The organism is Desulfitobacterium sp. PCE1 (genome assembly GCF_000384015.1).
GTDB classification, from domain to species: Bacteria; Bacillota; Desulfitobacteriia; order Desulfitobacteriales; family Desulfitobacteriaceae; genus Desulfitobacterium; species Desulfitobacterium dehalogenans.
In genome coordinates this window covers 1,795,317-1,812,652 of the sequence record NZ_KB913023.1, presented here as the reverse complement: position 1 = coordinate 1,812,652, position 17,336 = coordinate 1,795,317, and the positions used below count along the sequence as shown (strand labels likewise).

The following is a 17,336-nucleotide window of genomic DNA, read 5'->3' as shown; positions in this document are numbered from 1 at the left end:
TCGCTAGTATTGCCGAAAAAAGTGTGCGTATCCAAGAATTACATCTTAAATCAAATGTAAAAAGTTCTTCTCATAGATTTTTTCTGCTTCTTCTGCTATTAAAGGTTTGCTGAACAAATACCCTTGAATGGTATTGCAGCCGCTTGCTTTTAATTGCTCATACTGCCATTGCTCTTCAATGCCTTCGGCGGTAATCACCAAGTTAAGGCTATGAGCCAGAGAGATAATGCTCTCGATAACTTTGATATTATCGGGGCTTAAAAACTTATCGCATAAACTCTTATCCAATTTCACCTTATTCACCGGTATGTAGGTCAGATAATTGAGTGAGGAGAAACCTGTGCCAAAGTCGTCCAAAGCTATTTTTATACCCAATTCTTTGATCCGCTCCAAGAGCTCCAGAGTAAGTTCGGTCTCCTCCAGTAAGATACTCTCCGTAATTTCAATCTCTAAATACTGAGGATCTAACTCATACTCCTCCAAGGTATTGATGAGGAACTGAAGATAATCCTTATCTCTAATCTGTTTGCTGGAGAAATTGATCGAGATGGGTTTGCGGGGATGGCCTTTATCCCGCCAATTTGCTGCCTGACGAATGGCCTCTTTAGTCACTGCTCTGCCGATCTGGCAGATCAGATCCGATTCCTCAGCGATACCAATAAATACATCAGGAGGAATAGCGTGGTGCTTTAAACGTACCAAGGCCTCAAAGCTCTCTATCTCACCCGTCTTTACATTGACTTGAGGCTGATAAACCAGGTAGAACCCGTCCTCCTGGACTGCCTTCTGAATAATTCCTTCCGTAACTGCTTTATTGCGGAGTTCCTGCTGCATTTCTTTATTGTAAAGAAGATGATGGTTTTTGCCGTTGCGTTTGACTTGATATAAAGCGGTATCTGCATTCATAATCAGCTGATCAATATTTGTGCTGTCCTCGGGATAACGGGTAATCCCCATGCTAAATTTAATCGTATACTCATTGCGATCAACAGGAATGGGCTGCTCGAATAGTGTACGAATATGTTTAATGCACTCCTCCATGCTACAACCATCCCGATTCGTAATCAGCACGAGGAATTCATCGCCACCGAATCGGGAGATAAACATATTAGGGCAGGCATTATCCGATAGCTTTTGAGCTACTGACCTTAAGACCTTATCTCCCCAAACATGACCTAAGGTATCGTTGATTTCCTTAAAATTATCAATATCCATCAGAATAATGTATAAAGGCTGACCCTTTTCCACCTCTTCTTGAAGTGTTTTCATAAAGGACATACGATTGGGCAGATTGGTCAGATAGTCATAATGGGCAAGGTGATCAATATGCTCCTGCTGCCGTTTCCCTTCCGTCACATCCGTTAGAATTCCGTAAAGGATGACCTCCTCTTCGCCACTTCCCTGGATGGATTTGCCATGGGCTTTTATCCACCGGGGCTGATTCGAGCTGGGCTTAACCGGAAACTCAACCATAATCTCGCTCTTTTTTCCATCCAGATAAGCTGCTATTTCGTCATTAATCAATTGGGCGGTCTTTTCATCAAGGTATTTTTTCATGAGCACATCAAAGGGCTCCATCCATGGAAAGGGATGGGAAAGCCAGTTTTGAAAGTTCTGGGAGAAATAGATATTCCGATTGCTCAGATTCAGTTCCCATACCACGCTATTGGTACTGTAAATGGCGTGCTCATACTTTTGATTAAAAAGCTCGATTCTCTGGACATTCTCTTCGATAAGCTTATATTGATGACGAAGTTCTTCTTCGGTAGCTGCCAGCTCCTCATAAGTAGCTGAGAGTTCCTCATTGCTCTCCCTCAATTTTCGCTGCATGGTACGATGTTTAAGGCTATCGATACCCATTAAAGTGCTAATGATCATCATAATGAACAAAGCGGCAAATACACCCATGAGCAGCTTCATGTTTTGCTCAAAATAGCTGACTTCTTTATTGAGCAAAAATGCATCTCCGGGAAGGAAGTTTTCTGGAAGATCAAATTGCTGCACCACTTGATAATCAAAGATGGCATGATAAGGACTCTTGTTCATCATCGGAATGTCCTGGACAGGAGTTCCGCTGAGTACCTGCACAGCCATTTCACCAGCACGCTTTCCCATCTCACGATAGGATATCTGCATTCCTCCCAGAAATCCCTGACCTACCCCGCCGATGGTCGGCCGATAGACAGGAACATGGGTGTTGGCGCTAATAAAGGCTGCCGCCTCATCAATGGATAGGTCGACACCTGCCTTGTCCCTGTACATACTGCCTATAAATAGGACAATGGTGTCATCCTTGATCTCTTGCAGGATACCCGCCATTTCCTCCTGGGTATGTTCGGAAATATTTACATCTTCAAAACGCAGGCTTGGATAAAATCCTACCGCACCATAAAACTGATCCTTCTCCCCCATCCCGGTGATGCTGCTTTCGACAAGACCCAGGACCCGATTGACATTCGAGTTAAATTTCAGGGCGAGTTCTATATTCTCTTTGATGGGAACACTTTCCACAATACCGGTTATGTATGAGCTGCGCGCTGCCTCTTCCGCCCGGTTGATATCATTTATCCCTAAAAATAGAATAGGGAGCTCGGCAAAAAGCTCCTTCTGATAAGTCATGGCAAAATCAAGAGCTCGATCATCCCCTACAATGATGGCATCATAGGGTTCGGTATGGTCCAGTTTGTATTGCAGGGAAGTGAAGAAATTATGGACATTTTCCTGAGTATCAAACCGCTTGGTATCCATATATTCAATATCCAAGAGAATATTCTGTGGATCCAAAGCTTCGTGAATCCCGGCAATTTGTTCCGGTACAGTCTCAAAGCTTTCCGAGTACGAACTGATAAACAATACCCGCTGATTGGTCTGAGCTTGAACCGATGGTTTTGGGCCGCTGAACAAACAGAAAAAGACAATCAGGATGATAATGAATTTTTTCATTAAGTTGTTGTTAATAATTGTCATCCGCATGCCTCCTCTTAGTTATTTATACACTATTTTCTGACTATACTCAATTAATTTTTTCGAACAAATTAAACAAAAAACTAAAAAACAATCGTATCCTGGGCTATGGTATAATAAATATGGGTGATAACGATGCAAATATTGAAAAATGATTGGCACGAATTATTAAAGGATGAATTTCAGCAGGAATATTATCAAAAGCTGAGAAAGTATTTGGTACAGGAGTACCGAACCCGAACTATATATCCCGATATGTACGACATTTTTAATGCCCTGCATTTTACCCCTTATAAAGGTGTAAAAGTGGTCATCCTGGGGCAAGACCCCTACCATGGTCCGAACCAAGCCCATGGATTAAGCTTTTCTGTTAAACCCGGTGTACCGGCTCCGCCCTCCCTGCAAAATATCTTTAAAGAATTGCAGGACGATCTTGGATGTAGGATTCCCAACCATGGTTACCTCAAACAATGGGCAGATCAGGGGGTTTTACTCCTGAACACTTCCCTGACCGTTCGCGCCAGTCAGGCCAATTCCCATGCTCAGATAGGATGGCATCAATTTACGGATAAAGTGATCTTCCTCTTGAATCAGCGCCAAGAGCCCGTGGTGTTTATCCTTTGGGGAAAAAATGCGCAGACCAAGCAAAGTATTATCACTAATCCTCAACATTTCATTATAAAATCCGTTCATCCCAGCCCACTCTCTGCTTATGGTGGATTTTTTGGCAGCAAGCCTTTTTCTAAGACCAATAACTTTTTAGTATCCCAAGGTAAGGAATCCATTGATTGGCAGATTGAAGATCTCTGATCCGGATTAGTTTACTTACTTTTTATCTAGAAGCAACTTCCTCTTAATTAAGGGAAGTTGTTTTATATTTGGTCGTCAAGCCTATTGACACGTGCTGTCTATAAAAGAGAACAGGTACTCTAGTTTCATCGCAGCCTTCCTCAACCCTGGCTATTAATAAAAAAATGCCCTCCCCTGGGCCCTTTGGCCTTTGGAGAAAGCAATGTCTCTTCATGAATTAAGAGCAGAGCAGGAGTATTCCTGTGTAGGAACAAAGCCGATTGAGAATCCTACTATTAATGATGATTTTAGAAAGTACTATCTGGCTTGATTGTAGCCGAATCCGCCGCAGCCGCCTTGGCCACGACCAAACATACCTCCTCCATAACCGGATCCCATCATTCCGCGTCCTCTACCATAGCCATCGCCGTAGCAATAAGCCTGATTCTCTTCAACGGATGTAATCATTCGATCTGCTTGTTGCTGTGTCAAATCTCCGGATTCAACTCTTTGAGCCAAAGCATCTTTTTTCATTTCCAAAAGCTCTTTTTGGAATTCATCCAGTTTACCAACCTCATCGGCCATGGCTCCTAGGCTTTTACCTGTTTCATAGTGTTCAGTAAGTACCCCTTCTACTGTTTTTCCGGTGATTCCCGCTAATGCCTCTACGGGGTTCTTATAGGCAGAGGCAGCCAGGACCGTTGAGGAAGATACCCCTACTCCGAGCACGATGGCTCCAATCAGTATAGCCTTTTTGAACTTTGTCATATTCATACCTCCTAATTTTTTATACCCTAGGCTTAAAGAAAACCCGGCTTCGCCGTGCCTTTGACCCATATCCCCAGTGAGGCAAAGCCGTTGGTTGTCCTTATGCTTAGAAAGTATATAACGCAAGTTTATACTTTCTGATAGTGTCAAGAATTCTGTCTGAATCCTTGATTATAGAGTAATCAAAAATTATGACAGAACTATGTCTTTTCTAAGCCAAAACCATTGTATTTCTCAGTCCTTAATAAACGGATTAAGCAGTGCAATAAGACGCCGGTCCAGAAGGATGACTTTTGTCACACAAGTTTTTAACAATACTATGGTAAAATGGGCTAAAGGCAATTAGGGAGAGATCGTTATGTTAACTTTATTAATTGCGGATGATAATAAACAAATTACATCGATATTAGAAGAATATGCGAAAAAAGAAGGCTATCAGCCTCATATTGCTTTGGATGGCTGCGAAGCACTGGAGCTTTTTCATAAGCTTCAACCCGATCTGGTCTTATTGGATGTGATGATGCCTAAAGTAGACGGTTTTGAGGTTTGCCGGGAAATTCGTAAAACCTCAAATGTCCCTATCATCATGATTACCGCTCGGGGCGAGGATTTCGAAAGGATCATGGGGCTGGATATCGGGGCAGATGATTATATCGTCAAGCCCTTTTCCCCCGGTGAGGTGATGGCGAGAATCCGAGCTCTTCTGCGCAGAATCAGTCAAACCGACGAGCAGAAAAAGCAAGTTTTCTCCTTTGATAACCTTATGATCAATCTGGACGACTATCTTGTGACCATTGACCAACATCCTGTCTCCTTAACCAAGAAAGAAATCGAAATCCTCTGGACTTTGGCATCGAATCACAACAAAGTGTTCTCCCGGGATAATCTCCTCAATAGCGTTTGGGGCTATGATTACTTTGGAGATATCCGTACCGTGGATTCCCATATTAAACGCTTGCGCTCCAAATTGGATTCCTTCCCCCATGAAAATTGGGAGATTAAAACCATTTGGGGTGTGGGCTATAAATTCGGGGAGAAAACGAATGAAGAATAAAATCGCCCTTAAACTCACCCTTTATTTTTCCATGAGCCTGCTCTTGTTCTCACTCATTATCGGCAGTGTGTTTATGACGTTGTTCAAGAATCAGACGATTCATCTGCACAAAGTTGAAATGGAGAAACGCGCGGTCTCTATTGCCGGGACTCTTTCGACTTTAATAAGCAACTCCAATGCCGCCACTGATACCCGCGGCAACGCGGCCGGTAAAGGCGGCATGAGCGGTGCGGGCGGTATGGGTGGCATGATGCACGGCATGGGTATGGGCATGGGCGGCATGATGCAGGGTATGGGAGGATATAGCTCTTACCTCCAATTCCTTGATAAGATCGCTATGGCAGATGTCTGGATCGTGGATGAATCCCTGCAGCTTATGACCATTGGCCATATGACCAACCGGCAGATTAACTATGCCGATTTACCAGCAGACGCTGATCAGGTTGTCAAAGAAGTGTTTCAGGGTAGAACCACCTTTAGCGAAGGCTTCAGTTCCCTTCTCAATACCCCTACCTTAACTGTGGGAGCCCCCATCAAAGCTGGAGATAACGTGGTCGGTGCCTTGCTTCTTCATTCTCCCATTCAGGGAACCAAGGAAGCTCTTCGGCAGGGAGCAGGGATTCTAGCCATGAGCATCGGAACAGCTCTCCTCTTATCCCTTCTCCTTTCCATTCTCTTGGCGTATACATTTACCAAACCTTTAAACCGTATGAAAAACTCCACTCTTCAACTGGCTAAGGGTGACTATCTGGCCAAGACCGGAGTTCAGCAAAAAGATGACATCGGGGAACTAGCCTCAGCTATTGATATTCTCAGTGAGCGTTTGGAGCTGGCCAGCCATGAAAGTGAACGTCTGGAACAACAGCGTCGCGACTTCATCGCCAATATCTCCCACGAGCTTAGAACCCCTGTAACGGTCATCCGGGGTTCTTTGGAAGCTCTCTGTGATGAAGTCATTGCTGATCCGGATCAGATCAAGGACTACCATAGGCAAATGCTTAATGAAAGCATCTTTTTACAGCGCCTGGTGAATGACCTTTTGGATTTAACCCGTTTACAAAATCCCGACTTTAAGATGGAGATGGAGGAAATCAACCTTGGGGATCTGCTCCGTGATGTGATCCGAAGCGCTCAGAATATCGCCCGCAGCAAAGATATCGTATTAAAAACAGAATTAGATCAGGACGCTCCTCTTTGTTCTATCCTGGGAGATTATGTGCGTCTCCGTCAAATGTTCCTGATTATTTTGGATAACGCTATAAAGTTCTCCCCACTTAAAGAGGAAGTATGGATCACTTTTGCGAATAATACCGTAACCATCCGGGATAAAGGAATAGGTATCGCCCTTGAAGATTTGCCTCACATCTTTGACCGCTTTTATAAATCAAAAGCCGTGGAGAATAAAACCGGAACCGGCTTGGGACTGGCTATTGCCAAGCAGATTGCCGATCGGCACACCATTCGCGTCTCTGTAGAGAGCCAACCCAACCAAGGAACTCAATTCAGTTTTCACTTTAAATGTATTTCACCGAAAGGATGATCCTGTGGAGTACCTACTTTTATTTTTGGAAGGAATTATTACCTTTATCTCTCCTTGCCTGCTTCCCATGCTGCCCATTTACATTTCCTATTTTGCAGGACAAGGATCCGATGACAAAACAATGAGAACCCTGACCAATGCTCTTGGCTTTGTTCTGGGCTTCACTCTGGTCTTCGTTACTCTGGGAGCTTTTGCCGGCACTTTGGGCGGCTTTTTCCGGGAATATAATCAGGGAATCAATCTTGTTACTGGGCTTATCGTGATTGTATTTGGGCTCAATTTTATGGGTGTGATCCGAATTCCCTTTCTCAATATCAATCGGCAGATTAATATGAAGGTCGTGAACTTAGGGTTTTTCTCCTCTTTGCTTTTCGGCATCATTTTCTCCATCGGCTGGACTCCTTGTGTGGGAGCATTTTTAGGTTCCGCCTTGATGTTCGCCGCTACCGAAGGGGAAAGTCTCAAGGGAATACTCATGCTTTTGTGTTTTTCCTTAGGACTGGGAATTCCCTTTGTGGCCAGCGCTCTGCTTATTGAACGCCTGAAATCCACTTTGGACTTTATTAAGAGAAATTATCGAATTATTAACTTTTTGTCCGGAGGACTTCTCGTTCTGGTGGGAGTATTAATGGCTACAGGGATGATGGGATATTTCCTGACGCTGCTTACCTTTTAGTCATCACACATCCACATTATAAAAGATAAAAAACACTTTCCTTGAGGAGGTAATTATGAATAATAATACCAAGTTGATTCTGGGCATTGTCGTCTTTGTCCTGTTTCTAGGGGGAGCTTATGGGGTCTATTCTTCTTTATCGGCAAAGTATGGGTCTACTCAGGAATCCGTCACCCTGGAACAAGAAAAACCCAGTTCCCAAGAAGGAGATCCTGCTGCAGCCCAGGAAGAAAAGAAAACCATGGCCCCTGATATCACAATCTATGGGACTGACGGCGCTGAGTATAAATTATCGGATTTTCAAGGGAAGCCTGTGGTACTAAATTTCTGGGCGTCCTGGTGCCCTCCCTGCCGTGAGGAAATGCCCCATTTTAACGAGGCTTACGCTCAATATAAAAACGAGGTGGCTTTTCTTATGGTGGATCTGGTGGATGGCCAGCGGGAAACCGAGGAATCCGGCCAGGCTTTTGTGAAAAAGGAAGGGTATGCATTCCCTATTTATCTGGATAAGAACACCCAAGCTGCCTCTGTCTATGGCGTTTCCACCATTCCCACCACCCTATTCATTGATGAGGAAGGATACATAGTAACCGGGTACCGGGGACCTTTAAAGAAAAGCACTTTAGAGACCGTGCTGAAAGGTATGGTTAAGCAATAAGCAGGCTGTACCGGAAGAAGATGAAAAGACGGCTCGGGTCGTGTAGCTTATCCTATATCCAGGCCACTCAAACCCGAAAGACAGCCCAAGGATTTTGCTTTAAGGCAGAGAACGGATTCTAAGCGAGCAGGTAAGCAATCTTCGCGAAAAGACTGCAGCGGAGTCGGGTTGGAAACAGGACGTTTCCAACCGGCTATGAGGCAGGAGCCGATTTAGCCGGGAACCCGACGCAGTGGAGGTCTTGAGCGATTAGATTGCTCCGCGCAGCTTATGGAGTGAACGCCGAAAGCAAAATCCTGGAGACAGCTTTCAATACTTTCCAAATCACCATCACCCTTCGGAATCAAAGCCTGATAAGATCACGAAAGAAGCCGCGACAACAGTTGTCGTGGCTCCTTTTTTATGCCTGGAGCAATATTCAAAGCAGTTCAATCATCGCTTAGCCCAGAGGATACTCCGAGATCTTTGTATAAATTCTCTTGAACTGGATTTGCTCACTTTTAAAGAGATGAATCCTCTCCACATGGGTAGGGCTGAACTCAAAGCCTTCGATCTTTGCATTGATTTCCTCAAATCCGCCTTCAAACACGATATCCTGTCCCAGGGTGATATGGGGACTAAAGCGCCTTCTCTCGGGAGGAAAGCCTAGAGGGACCAAGGCCTGGCTCACCTTTTGATGGAGGGACTCCATCTCCTGGATATCACCGGCTAATCCCAGCCATAATACCCGAATGGATTCTTTGCCGGTGAATACTCCCAGGCCCTTTAACTCTAAATTAAAGGGTCTTTCCTTATGGCATAGTCTCAGCAGGGCTTCATCAATATCTGTCTTCTGAGCGGGAGAAATTTCATCTAAGAACTTTAACGTAAGATGAAAATTATCCCGATGTTTCCATCTTCCTCTCTGGGCATAACCTTTCAGCTTCTGTTGAAACCCATAGATTTCATCCTTAATTTCTTCAGTAAAATCAATTCCCACAAAGGCTCTCATGTTTTTGCCTCCATAAGTTCTCTAAATTGGCGATGCTTTATAATTACTGACTGTCTTTTACCCCGGCACAAGGAATGCTGGACTTCATAAAGGCGTACCAGGCAAGTATGGAAATCCCTGATCCTATGGCGATTAAGGCACCCAGGCCGACGACGATGTTTCCCCAGGAGATGGAGGCGATGGCCATACCTAAACTGCCGAATAGTGTAAAGGACATATTGATAATGGAAGACATGGATCCCGCATCCCCTTTTTGCTGTTCCATGAGAATATTCGTACTGAAGGGACGCATAACCGTTCCTGTAAGGGACATGAGGATAATCCCCACCAAAAAGATAAAGGGAGACAATTGTCCTAAGGTCATAATAAGAACTCCGCTTAAAGCAGCCACACCAAAGCACAACACGGCTAAAGCCCTCTTATTGAAATTAATAAAGTAGCGGATATAGATAGCCGGCCCTAAGATCGAGATTAAGGCATTGGCAGCAAAAAAGTAGCTATACATCTGCTCACTGAGACCAAAATAATCGATATAGACATAGGAAGAGACCGCGATATAGCCCATAAAATGGATGGAGCCAAAAGCAAAAATGAGGGCTGGGATAATAAAGCTTTTGTTCCTGGCCACCACCACCAAGCGGCTCCAGGAGCCTAAGAGACTACCCCGGTAGCGCTCTTCTTCTCTCAATGTTTCTTTATATAGGATAGTTAATACTAAATTAATTATGCTAATGAGAGCTAATAACCAAAAAGATCCTCGCCAATCAGTGAAATACAAAATCCATGCGCCGACGATGGGGGCAAGCATAGGGGCCAATCCGGAAATCGATTGAGTGATGGCCAGAATCGTTTCCCTATTCTTCCCTGTGAAGCAATCTTTAACTATAGCCATGGAGGCGGAGGTAATCCCTCCTGAGCCAATTCCTTGGCAGGCGCGGGAAATAATTAAGAATGTAATACTGGGGGATAGGGCACACGCAATACTGCTGGCAATATAAATAGCGCTCCCCATCATGATGATGACCTTCCGGCCATAACGATCGCTTAAAGGTCCCCAAACCAGAATACCTGCTGCGTAAAATAGGAAAAACAGGCTCAGGGTTAAATTCGTTATGGCGGCACTACTGCCGAAATATTCGTTCATGGTCGGCAATGCCGGCAGATACAGGTCCATCGATAAAGGAATAAACATATTCATTAATACGATAAAGGCGATAAGGCCCTTTCTTCCCAGGTGCTTTTGACCCATTCCTTCTTGCTGTCTTTCAATAATTCCTTGCATAGTTTCTCTGACCCCTCTTCATCCTGATGTATAGTTGTATATATATTTCCTATTTTATATTTTCTTCTGACAAATTACCATTAAAAAAAATAAAGCTCCCTCACATGGGGGAGCCCTACCTTTCTAATCAAAAAACTAAAATCAGCCAAGATTTTAAAAATTAAACCCAGTACTGGATGCGCCGAAGGCTTTGACCTCAGCTTCTACCTCCACTTCGATTTCTGCATCCTTAAAATACTTCCGCCAATCCGGGGCAATTTTCTCCCAATCCCTGGGATGATAGCGATGAAGATGTTCATTAAAGCCGAAAATATCCGCATCATATTCTTTTGCCTTGGCGACAGCTTTACATACCAAGTCGATAATCTTTTCCTCAATGTCCTTTTCCAACGCCGGTCGATCCTTCTCTGTCAGTATTGGAGTACTTGCTTCGTGCACTACACCTTTGGTTTGAATATGTAGGGTAAATTTGGGCTTTCCCTCCACCAGCCCTGAGGAAATCCGCCCCTTGGCGCTGGTAATAAAGTAACTGAATATGATATCTTCCCGCTCCACTGGAAGAGGGATCTCAGGACTTGTTGGATTTCCGACACTGAGGATATACCCTAAAGTTTCTTCGTCCCCCAGCCACCCCACCAACTTTGTATCACGAACCACTCCAAACCCCTGAATTACTACTGATTGCTCCGCTGTCTCTTCTCCTTCCTGCTGGTTGTAGACCTTGATCTGGGGTAATACGGCATCCCGGTCCTTGCGAATAATCTGCTTACTGAAATCTAAAGCGGTCATTTTGAGGGATGCTCCACTTTCCTCCGCGGTTTTGTCCGCAATTTTGCGCACCTCTTTGGATAGAGTGAAACTCAATTCAGGCTCTGTCTGCAGAATCCTAAAGGCTTCTCCCTCACAAGTAAAAACATCAACACTAATACGAGAGCGGGGAAAACGCAGGTCCGCGCCCATGATGTTGGGGAGTTCTTCACGGGCCACTCTTTCCCCTATAATAATGCCTACATTATGCTCAATAAAATTCATAGCCGGCAGGCGCATGACCAGTTGGTTAAAGGCATCCTGGATAGTAATTCCTGTTCCTTTAAGCAGAATTTCATGAGCATAGGATTTTCCTTTTCCCCCACCGGTTTGATCTGTCGTCAAATCCAGGATGCGGGTAGAAATCTGCCATAGATCCTTCCCATCGACGGTGACCCTATCCCAGGCAATAAGGGTTGAGACAGCTAAGTCCTCCACTTCCTTACTATCCCAGCATCCGCTCAATAGGAGTAAACTTGCTATAAGACCGAAAAATAGCAATCCGCGAATCTTCTTCTTCACCGGGTTTTTCTTCCTTTCTTAAATAGGTAAGCCGCTCCCAATAAAAGGCCTGGTATCACCAATTGGAAGACATACGCAAAAGGCGGCCAATATTTGCTCAAAACCAGGTTTAATTCCACAGCATTGTTCAGAAAAAAAGTTGAGGCCGCAAATAGAGCCGACCCAAAAAGAATTACAATCCATTGACGGGATCTCCAGCCAAACACTTCGGCGACCACAGTACATCCCAAATAATAGGCTAAGGTAAGCTTCACAATGGCCCCTGCAATCCAGAGGAAGATGATGAAGGTCTCGATACGCAAAAAAGTGCGCCCCACCTCGATAAAGCGGATCATCAGCCAAAAAGGCAAGTCGTAGCTGGCTGATAGTTCCGGGCCTAAAATAAGCAATGTTAAAAGAATGTTCCCAGTAAAGAAGATGGCGGCAGCTATAATCGCCCAGGAGCCCTTGCGAAAAATCTCTTTGCGCTTATTGATATACGGTAATAAAAAAGCCAGAATAATGCATTCACCAAACCAGGAACCCGGGACAAAGGATGCCTTAACCACCGCGCCCAGTCCCCCTTCGAATAGGGGGAGTAATTCTTCCAGGTGCATATCCCGAAAAGAAAAAAAAGCAATGCTCATCAGACTAACCACAAACAGCGGAAGCACAAATTGAGCGGAGCGAGCGATCACTTCGATACCCAGCAAAACACCATAACTGCAGACCAATAGAAAACAAAGGCCGACAAACCATGTGGGGGTATTTCCCAAAAAGAAGAGAAAGAGAATCTCGGTAAACTGCTGTATAATCAAGAAACCGGAAACAAAGAAATAGAAAATATAGCCTATCCCAATGATTTTGCCAATAATTTTCCCCGCAATAACCGTACTGTATTGGATTAAATCCTTCTCTGGAAAACGGCGGCCAAGCTTTACAATTAACCATAGGGAAAAAAATCCGGGGCCTGATGCCAGAAGGGGAACTATCCAAGCCGACTGCTTGGCATCCTGGACTGTAATACTGGTCACATAGAGAACAGCCGTTGTCATCATCGTTAAAAACAAAAGCACAGTGAACTGTGAATCGGATATTCGTTCTTTATTGATGGGAGCCCCCTCCCTCTTGATCAGGCTTTTGAGGTCCCTGATTCCGGGCTTGGCGCTCCGGTTCCTTACCTTCATACAACCGGGGGCGGGTGATCATGGCCCACCAGGGTACACGAATGATGCTGTCTTTAAAATCTCTGGGACTGTAGGGAGCAAATGGGCTGAGATAAGGTACGCCAAATGATCTCAGACTAGTGAGGTGAAAGAGAATGAGCATAAGAGCAAACATAATTCCCACGATTCCTAAAATGGCTGAACACACGAGAAGGAAGAAGCGCAAAATACGGATAGATGTCCCTGCCGGATAGTTAGGAATCGTGAAAGAGGAAATGGCCGTCAAAGCCACTACAATCACAGATAACGGAGACACAAAACCGGCATTTACTGCAGCCTGGCCAATGACTATACCCCCTACGGTACTGATCGCCTGGCCTATGGTTTTGGGAAGACGGACTCCCGCTTCCCGAAGCAACTCAAAGGTTATCTCCATGGCAAGAATTTCCATGAAAATGGGAAGGGGTAATTCTTGCCGAGCGCCTGCCACAGTGGCGAGAAGCGGCAGAGGGATCAACTCTTGATGAAAGGAAAAGACAGCTACTGTTAAAGCCGGGAGCATCAGAGAAAAATTCAGGCCGATAAAGCGCAGAATTCGGACAAAAGTAGAAAATTCGGCAGAAATATAGTAATCCTCGGAAGCCTGAAGCATTGTCGAGAAGGTGCAGGGTACCACAAGACTCACAGGAGTATTGTCCACTAAAATCGCCACTCTTCCCTCCAGCAAACAGCCGGCAACACGGTCAGGACGCTCCGTAGTAAAGATCAAAGGGAAATTTGATATAGGTTCATCCTGAATCATTTCTTCGATATAGCCACTGGCCAGGATTCCATCTATTTTAATCCTTTTCAGGCGGGTCTTTACTTCTTCAACGATTTTATCATTGGCAATTCCTTGAACATAGCATACCGCGATTTGAGTGCGGCTTAAATCCCCTATCTCAAGTGTCTCCATTTTTAAAAGGCTGGTACGTATGCGGCGGCGCAGGAGCATGATATTGGTGGACAAACTTTCTACAAAGCCGTCTTTAGGTCCCCGGACAACGGGCTCTGAGTCAGGTTCGGCTAAAGTTCTTGTTTTCCCCCCGGGAGCATCCATCAGCAAAGCACTGGAAACTCCATCCATCAGTAAGGCCACCTTAGAATCCAAGATCCCTTTTGTTACTTCACCTATGTCCTGGGTTGTTTCAACACTAGCTGCCGTGCTTAAGCGATTCTGGACATAGTGAATGGCTTTGTTATCTATTGACTGATCATCATCTCTTAATTCGGGAGCTACATACATGATCGGTTCCAGCATCTGCTCGGAGATTCGTTTAGCATCGGTAATTCCCTTAAAATAAATCAGTGCGGCACGGATAGGTTTACCGGCATTAATTTCGAATTCCCGGAAAGAAATGTCTGCACATAGATCAAAGGTCTGTTTTAAGCTTTGCAGGTTTTCCTGGAGAGAATTGTCCAAAGGCCCAGATTGGATTCCCCATTGACCATCTTTTTCATTTCTATTTTTTTTAGTTCCTAAAGAAAGGGCTTTTTGAGTTAATTCCTTAAACAATGTGCTTCCCTAGCCTTCCTGAACAGCGATTTTACAGAGGACCACCATTGGGTATGGTTAGTGTGTCAAATAAAGGTAATTTTCATGCTAAATCAATCAGGATTGTCCTCAAAATGAAAAAGAATCCTTGAACATCAGTCCAAAGATTCTTCTCTTCACAGCATGTTTTAAAACTCTTTTCTATTATAGATACCGATGGAGGCTTTCATCGAAAGGAGAAGCATACCTATAACAATCAAAGGAGATGCATACCCTAATAGTTTTATGGTTTCAAGACTGGGGGGTTCAAGCCCTAGCCGAGGAAGCATCATTGCGACCATAGAGGGGATAAAGAACACCAGCAGTACAATAAATCTGGCCTTTTCTATACCAAATTTAAAGAGTATAGGCAGGATTACGGCGAGCAAGAACAAACCAACTCCACCCAGTGCCAGAGTCATGATGAGCAGTTCCCTGATTTCCATTTCACCCGTAAAAAAGACAATGACCCCACCGAGAACTCCCACAATAACGACTCCTAAAAGCTCAGCAATGATCGCAAAACAATATTTGCTTAAGACAATGGTTCTTCTTTGGATGGGCATAGATAGAGCATATTTATCCCATTTGCTTTTTTCATCATAAGCCATTGTGGTCATCGGTAACATAATACATAAAAGGATAATCATAGCGGCCAACATACTGGGATTTTGAAATACAATCGAATACACGGCATAGAATACCAACAAGGCCAAAAGTATCTTGCCTTGAGTCTTTAGCGCAAAGATATCCTTGATCATCAATCCTTTCATTTTCCTGCCCCCCTGCTATAAAACAGCATTATATCCTCTATTCCTACTGAATCCACCAGGAATTTCCCTTTGAGTTTTTTTCTTTTAACCAAGGCTTCAATGCCGAACTGATTTTTCCGATAGCCTATGATCAACTCTTTATCCAATTGGTCCAATTCTGTATGGCTGCATTTTAAGATCCCATAATCCTCCAGGAGCTGATCCTTTGCTTCGCTGAATAACACCTCTCCACTATGAATAAAAGTAATATAGTCGGCGATTTTCTCAAGATCACTGATGATATGTGAAGAAATAAGAATGGAGTGTTCTTCATTTTGTATAAATTCCAGGAAAATATCCAGAATCTCTTCCCGCACCATAGGGTCTAATCCACTGGTGGGTTCATCGAGAATCAAGAACCTAGGGTGATGAGAGAGTGCTACGGCAATGGACAGCTTCATTTTCATGCCCCTGGAATAATCTTTGACCCTTTTCTTTGGTGCTAAGGCAAACCTCCGGAGATAACCCTCAAAGATCTCCTGATCCCAATTCTTATAGACATTTTTCATCATTAAAGAGATATCTATGGCATTCATATTATCCGGAAAGTTACTCTCGTCAAATACCACTCCTAAATCTTCCTTGATCTCTCTCTCATGGGTTAAATTATCCTTGCCGAAGATCTCTACTTCTCCCCCGTCACGTCGAATCAAATTGAGCAATAGCTTTATTGTTGTACTTTTTCCTGCTCCGTTCTCCCCTACCAGACCCATAATGCAGCCCTGGGGCAAGGAAAACTTGACATTCTTTAATTGAAACTCATTATATTTTTTAGATAGATTTTTAACTTCAAGGACATTCACCATTTATTCCTCCCCTTCCTTATAAAGCATGGTCGTTATCTCCAGAAGCTCTTCCAGGGATATATCTGAGAGCTTTGCTGTCTCAATAGCTTTTTGGAGGTATTCCTCTATCTTCCGCAAATGCTCTTCCCGTATTAACTCTGTATTTTGCGAAGTCACAAAACTTCCTTTTCCCATGATGGACTGGATAAATCCATCCCGTTCTAAATCTTCATAAGCTCTTTTCGTTGTAATTACACTAATGCGCAATTCTTTAGCTAGGAGGCGCATGGATGGCAGGGCATCCCCAGGCCTGAGTTCCCCTGTTATAATTAAGTTCTTTATTTGAGAAGTGATCTGCTCATAAATAGGCTTCCCGCTGGAGTTGCTGATAATAATATCCAAAAGATCACCTCCTACCGCGTAAAATAGTGTATATATACATTATATACACTATGATCACTTAGTCAATACGTTTATACTTTCCACAATAAAAAAACAGCTGGGCATTCCCTCAGCTGTTTGAACGATGACCGATTTTCAAGTATAGGCAATTTTGTCAGGAGATTTATTGAGGCATCCTGATTCTTGTTCTGACCAATCCGGCGAACTCTCCGTCAATTGTATAACTGCTATAAGTAATGATCATTCCTATGGCAGTTTTCGTAAACTCTTTCATTTCACCAGTCTTAAACCTTCCGATAAATTCACGTATCTTCTCTCTGTTCTCAGACTTATGGCAATCTACCACATCCAGCCCAATAACCGGCTTATTATAAAACTCTTCTTCGAAACGATTAGCCCAAATTACTTTAAAGTCTGCATCAGTAACCAATAATCCTGCGGAGCTTTCGTAGTAAGCCTTCTCTAAATTCATGATTCATCCCCCTAAATTCATTTGCTTTTGTCTTTTGTACTTTTCTCTGCTCATCATTCTTTGTGATTTTCTAATTTCTCTTCACTTAATATTTCA

Annotated in this window: 16 protein-coding genes; 5 read left to right on the top strand and 11 right to left on the bottom strand. The window is 43.8% G+C overall.

Annotation, left to right across the window (positions count from 1 at the left end; all coding sequences use genetic code 11):
- Nucleotides 1–45 precede the first annotated feature (45 nt).
- A complete protein-coding gene (locus tag DESPCE1_RS0109020) occupies nucleotides 46–2,973 on the bottom strand; it encodes an ABC transporter substrate binding protein (protein WP_172637602.1) in 2,928 nt (975 codons plus the stop codon).
- A gap of 126 nt (nucleotides 2,974–3,099) precedes the next feature.
- Between DESPCE1_RS0109020 and DESPCE1_RS0109015 the strand changes: the two genes are divergently transcribed.
- Nucleotides 3,100–3,774 (top strand): uracil-DNA glycosylase, encoded by a 675-nt coding sequence (locus DESPCE1_RS0109015; RefSeq protein WP_019850249.1) that lies wholly within the window; start codon nucleotides 3,100–3,102, stop codon nucleotides 3,772–3,774.
- A 297-nt stretch (nucleotides 3,775–4,071) separates the two neighbouring features.
- Here DESPCE1_RS0109015 and DESPCE1_RS0109005 read toward each other — a convergent pair whose 3' ends face one another.
- Entirely contained in the window at nucleotides 4,072–4,527 is a 456-nt protein-coding gene (locus DESPCE1_RS0109005) for a DUF2680 domain-containing protein (RefSeq protein ID WP_172637601.1), read from the bottom strand.
- 352 nt (nucleotides 4,528–4,879) lie between these two features.
- On the opposite strand from DESPCE1_RS0109005, the gene DESPCE1_RS0109000 reads away from it, so the two are divergent.
- The 4 genes from DESPCE1_RS0109000 to DESPCE1_RS0108985 are packed head-to-tail and all read left to right on the top strand — an operon-like array spanning nucleotide 4,880 to nucleotide 8,449.
- Entirely contained in the window at nucleotides 4,880–5,575 is a 696-nt protein-coding gene (locus tag DESPCE1_RS0109000; RefSeq protein ID WP_019850247.1) for a response regulator transcription factor, read from the top strand.
- On the top strand, nucleotides 5,565–7,115 hold the full coding sequence (locus DESPCE1_RS0108995; RefSeq protein WP_019850246.1) for a HAMP domain-containing sensor histidine kinase: 1,551 nt from the start codon (nucleotides 5,565–5,567) through the stop codon (nucleotides 7,113–7,115). Before DESPCE1_RS0109000 ends, DESPCE1_RS0108995 begins: the two co-directional genes overlap by 11 nt.
- A 4-nt stretch (nucleotides 7,116–7,119) precedes the next feature.
- Nucleotides 7,120–7,791, top strand: a complete 672-nt coding sequence (locus DESPCE1_RS0108990) for a cytochrome c biogenesis CcdA family protein (protein WP_019850245.1) — start codon at nucleotides 7,120–7,122, stop codon at nucleotides 7,789–7,791.
- A 55-nt stretch (nucleotides 7,792–7,846) separates the two neighbouring features.
- Nucleotides 7,847–8,449 (top strand): TlpA disulfide reductase family protein, encoded by a 603-nt coding sequence (locus DESPCE1_RS0108985; protein WP_014793698.1) that lies wholly within the window; start codon nucleotides 7,847–7,849, stop codon nucleotides 8,447–8,449.
- A gap of 439 nt (nucleotides 8,450–8,888) precedes the next feature.
- Here DESPCE1_RS0108985 and thpR read toward each other — a convergent pair whose 3' ends face one another.
- The 9 genes from thpR to DESPCE1_RS0108935 all read right to left on the bottom strand — a co-directional run bounded on the left by thpR (nucleotide 8,889) and on the right by DESPCE1_RS0108935 (nucleotide 17,240).
- On the bottom strand, nucleotides 8,889–9,440 hold the full coding sequence (gene thpR / locus DESPCE1_RS0108975) for an RNA 2',3'-cyclic phosphodiesterase (RefSeq protein ID WP_019850243.1): 552 nt from the start codon (nucleotides 9,438–9,440) through the stop codon (nucleotides 8,889–8,891).
- Between the two features lie 43 nt (nucleotides 9,441–9,483).
- The gene (locus tag DESPCE1_RS0108970; protein ID WP_014793696.1) at nucleotides 9,484–10,722 is read right to left on the bottom strand and encodes a multidrug effflux MFS transporter; all 1,239 of its coding nucleotides are present in this window, start codon (nucleotides 10,720–10,722) and stop codon (nucleotides 9,484–9,486) included.
- A 153-nt stretch (nucleotides 10,723–10,875) separates the two neighbouring features.
- The gene (locus DESPCE1_RS0108965; RefSeq protein WP_014793695.1) at nucleotides 10,876–12,051 is read right to left on the bottom strand and encodes a Ger(x)C family spore germination protein; all 1,176 of its coding nucleotides are present in this window, start codon (nucleotides 12,049–12,051) and stop codon (nucleotides 10,876–10,878) included.
- Nucleotides 12,048–13,127 carry an endospore germination permease gene (locus DESPCE1_RS0108960; protein ID WP_256379868.1) on the bottom strand — a complete coding sequence of 360 codons (1,080 nt, stop codon included), beginning with the start codon at nucleotides 13,125–13,127 and terminating at the stop codon, nucleotides 12,048–12,050. The genes DESPCE1_RS0108965 and DESPCE1_RS0108960 overlap by 4 nt, the downstream gene beginning before the upstream one ends.
- Before the next feature lie 7 nt (nucleotides 13,128–13,134).
- On the bottom strand, nucleotides 13,135–14,751 hold the full coding sequence (locus DESPCE1_RS0108955; protein WP_019850241.1) for a spore germination protein: 1,617 nt from the start codon (nucleotides 14,749–14,751) through the stop codon (nucleotides 13,135–13,137).
- A gap of 167 nt (nucleotides 14,752–14,918) precedes the next feature.
- Nucleotides 14,919–15,542: an ABC-2 transporter permease gene (locus DESPCE1_RS0108950; RefSeq protein ID WP_019850240.1), complete on the bottom strand. Its 624-nt coding sequence runs from the start codon at nucleotides 15,540–15,542 to the stop codon at nucleotides 14,919–14,921.
- Nucleotides 15,539–16,387, bottom strand: coding sequence for an ABC transporter ATP-binding protein (locus tag DESPCE1_RS0108945; RefSeq protein WP_019850239.1), 849 nt, complete (start codon nucleotides 16,385–16,387; stop codon nucleotides 15,539–15,541). The genes DESPCE1_RS0108950 and DESPCE1_RS0108945 overlap by 4 nt, the downstream gene beginning before the upstream one ends.
- Nucleotides 16,388–16,768: a GntR family transcriptional regulator gene (locus tag DESPCE1_RS0108940; protein WP_014793690.1), complete on the bottom strand. Its 381-nt coding sequence runs from the start codon at nucleotides 16,766–16,768 to the stop codon at nucleotides 16,388–16,390. It lies immediately after the preceding gene.
- A gap of 163 nt (nucleotides 16,769–16,931) precedes the next feature.
- Nucleotides 16,932–17,240, bottom strand: coding sequence for a hypothetical protein (locus tag DESPCE1_RS0108935; protein ID WP_014793689.1), 309 nt, complete (start codon nucleotides 17,238–17,240; stop codon nucleotides 16,932–16,934).
- Between the last annotated feature and the right edge of the window lie 96 nt (nucleotides 17,241–17,336).

Excerpts from the sequence above, each read along its gene's own strand:
- DESPCE1_RS0108995 (WP_019850246.1), top strand. The coding sequence starts at position 5,565 with ATGAAGAATAAAATCGCCCTTAAACTCACCCTTTATTTTTCCATGAGC.
- DESPCE1_RS0109005 (WP_172637601.1), bottom strand. The coding sequence starts at position 4,527 with ATGAATATGACAAAGTTCAAAAAGGCTATACTGATTGGAGCCATCGTG.
- DESPCE1_RS0109020 (WP_172637602.1), bottom strand. The coding sequence starts at position 2,973 with ATGCGGATGACAATTATTAACAACAACTTAATGAAAAAATTCATTATC.
- DESPCE1_RS0108945 (WP_019850239.1), bottom strand. The coding sequence starts at position 16,387 with ATGGTGAATGTCCTTGAAGTTAAAAATCTATCTAAAAAATATAATGAG.
- DESPCE1_RS0108950 (WP_019850240.1), bottom strand. The coding sequence starts at position 15,542 with ATGAAAGGATTGATGATCAAGGATATCTTTGCGCTAAAGACTCAAGGC.
- DESPCE1_RS0108970 (WP_014793696.1), bottom strand. The coding sequence starts at position 10,722 with ATGCAAGGAATTATTGAAAGACAGCAAGAAGGAATGGGTCAAAAGCAC.
- thpR (WP_019850243.1), bottom strand. The coding sequence starts at position 9,440 with ATGAGAGCCTTTGTGGGAATTGATTTTACTGAAGAAATTAAGGATGAA.
- DESPCE1_RS0109015 (WP_019850249.1), top strand. The coding sequence starts at position 3,100 with ATGCAAATATTGAAAAATGATTGGCACGAATTATTAAAGGATGAATTT.
- DESPCE1_RS0108935 (WP_014793689.1), bottom strand. The coding sequence starts at position 17,240 with ATGAATTTAGAGAAGGCTTACTACGAAAGCTCCGCAGGATTATTGGTT.
- DESPCE1_RS0109000 (WP_019850247.1), top strand. The coding sequence starts at position 4,880 with ATGTTAACTTTATTAATTGCGGATGATAATAAACAAATTACATCGATA.
- DESPCE1_RS0108985 (WP_014793698.1), top strand. The coding sequence starts at position 7,847 with ATGAATAATAATACCAAGTTGATTCTGGGCATTGTCGTCTTTGTCCTG.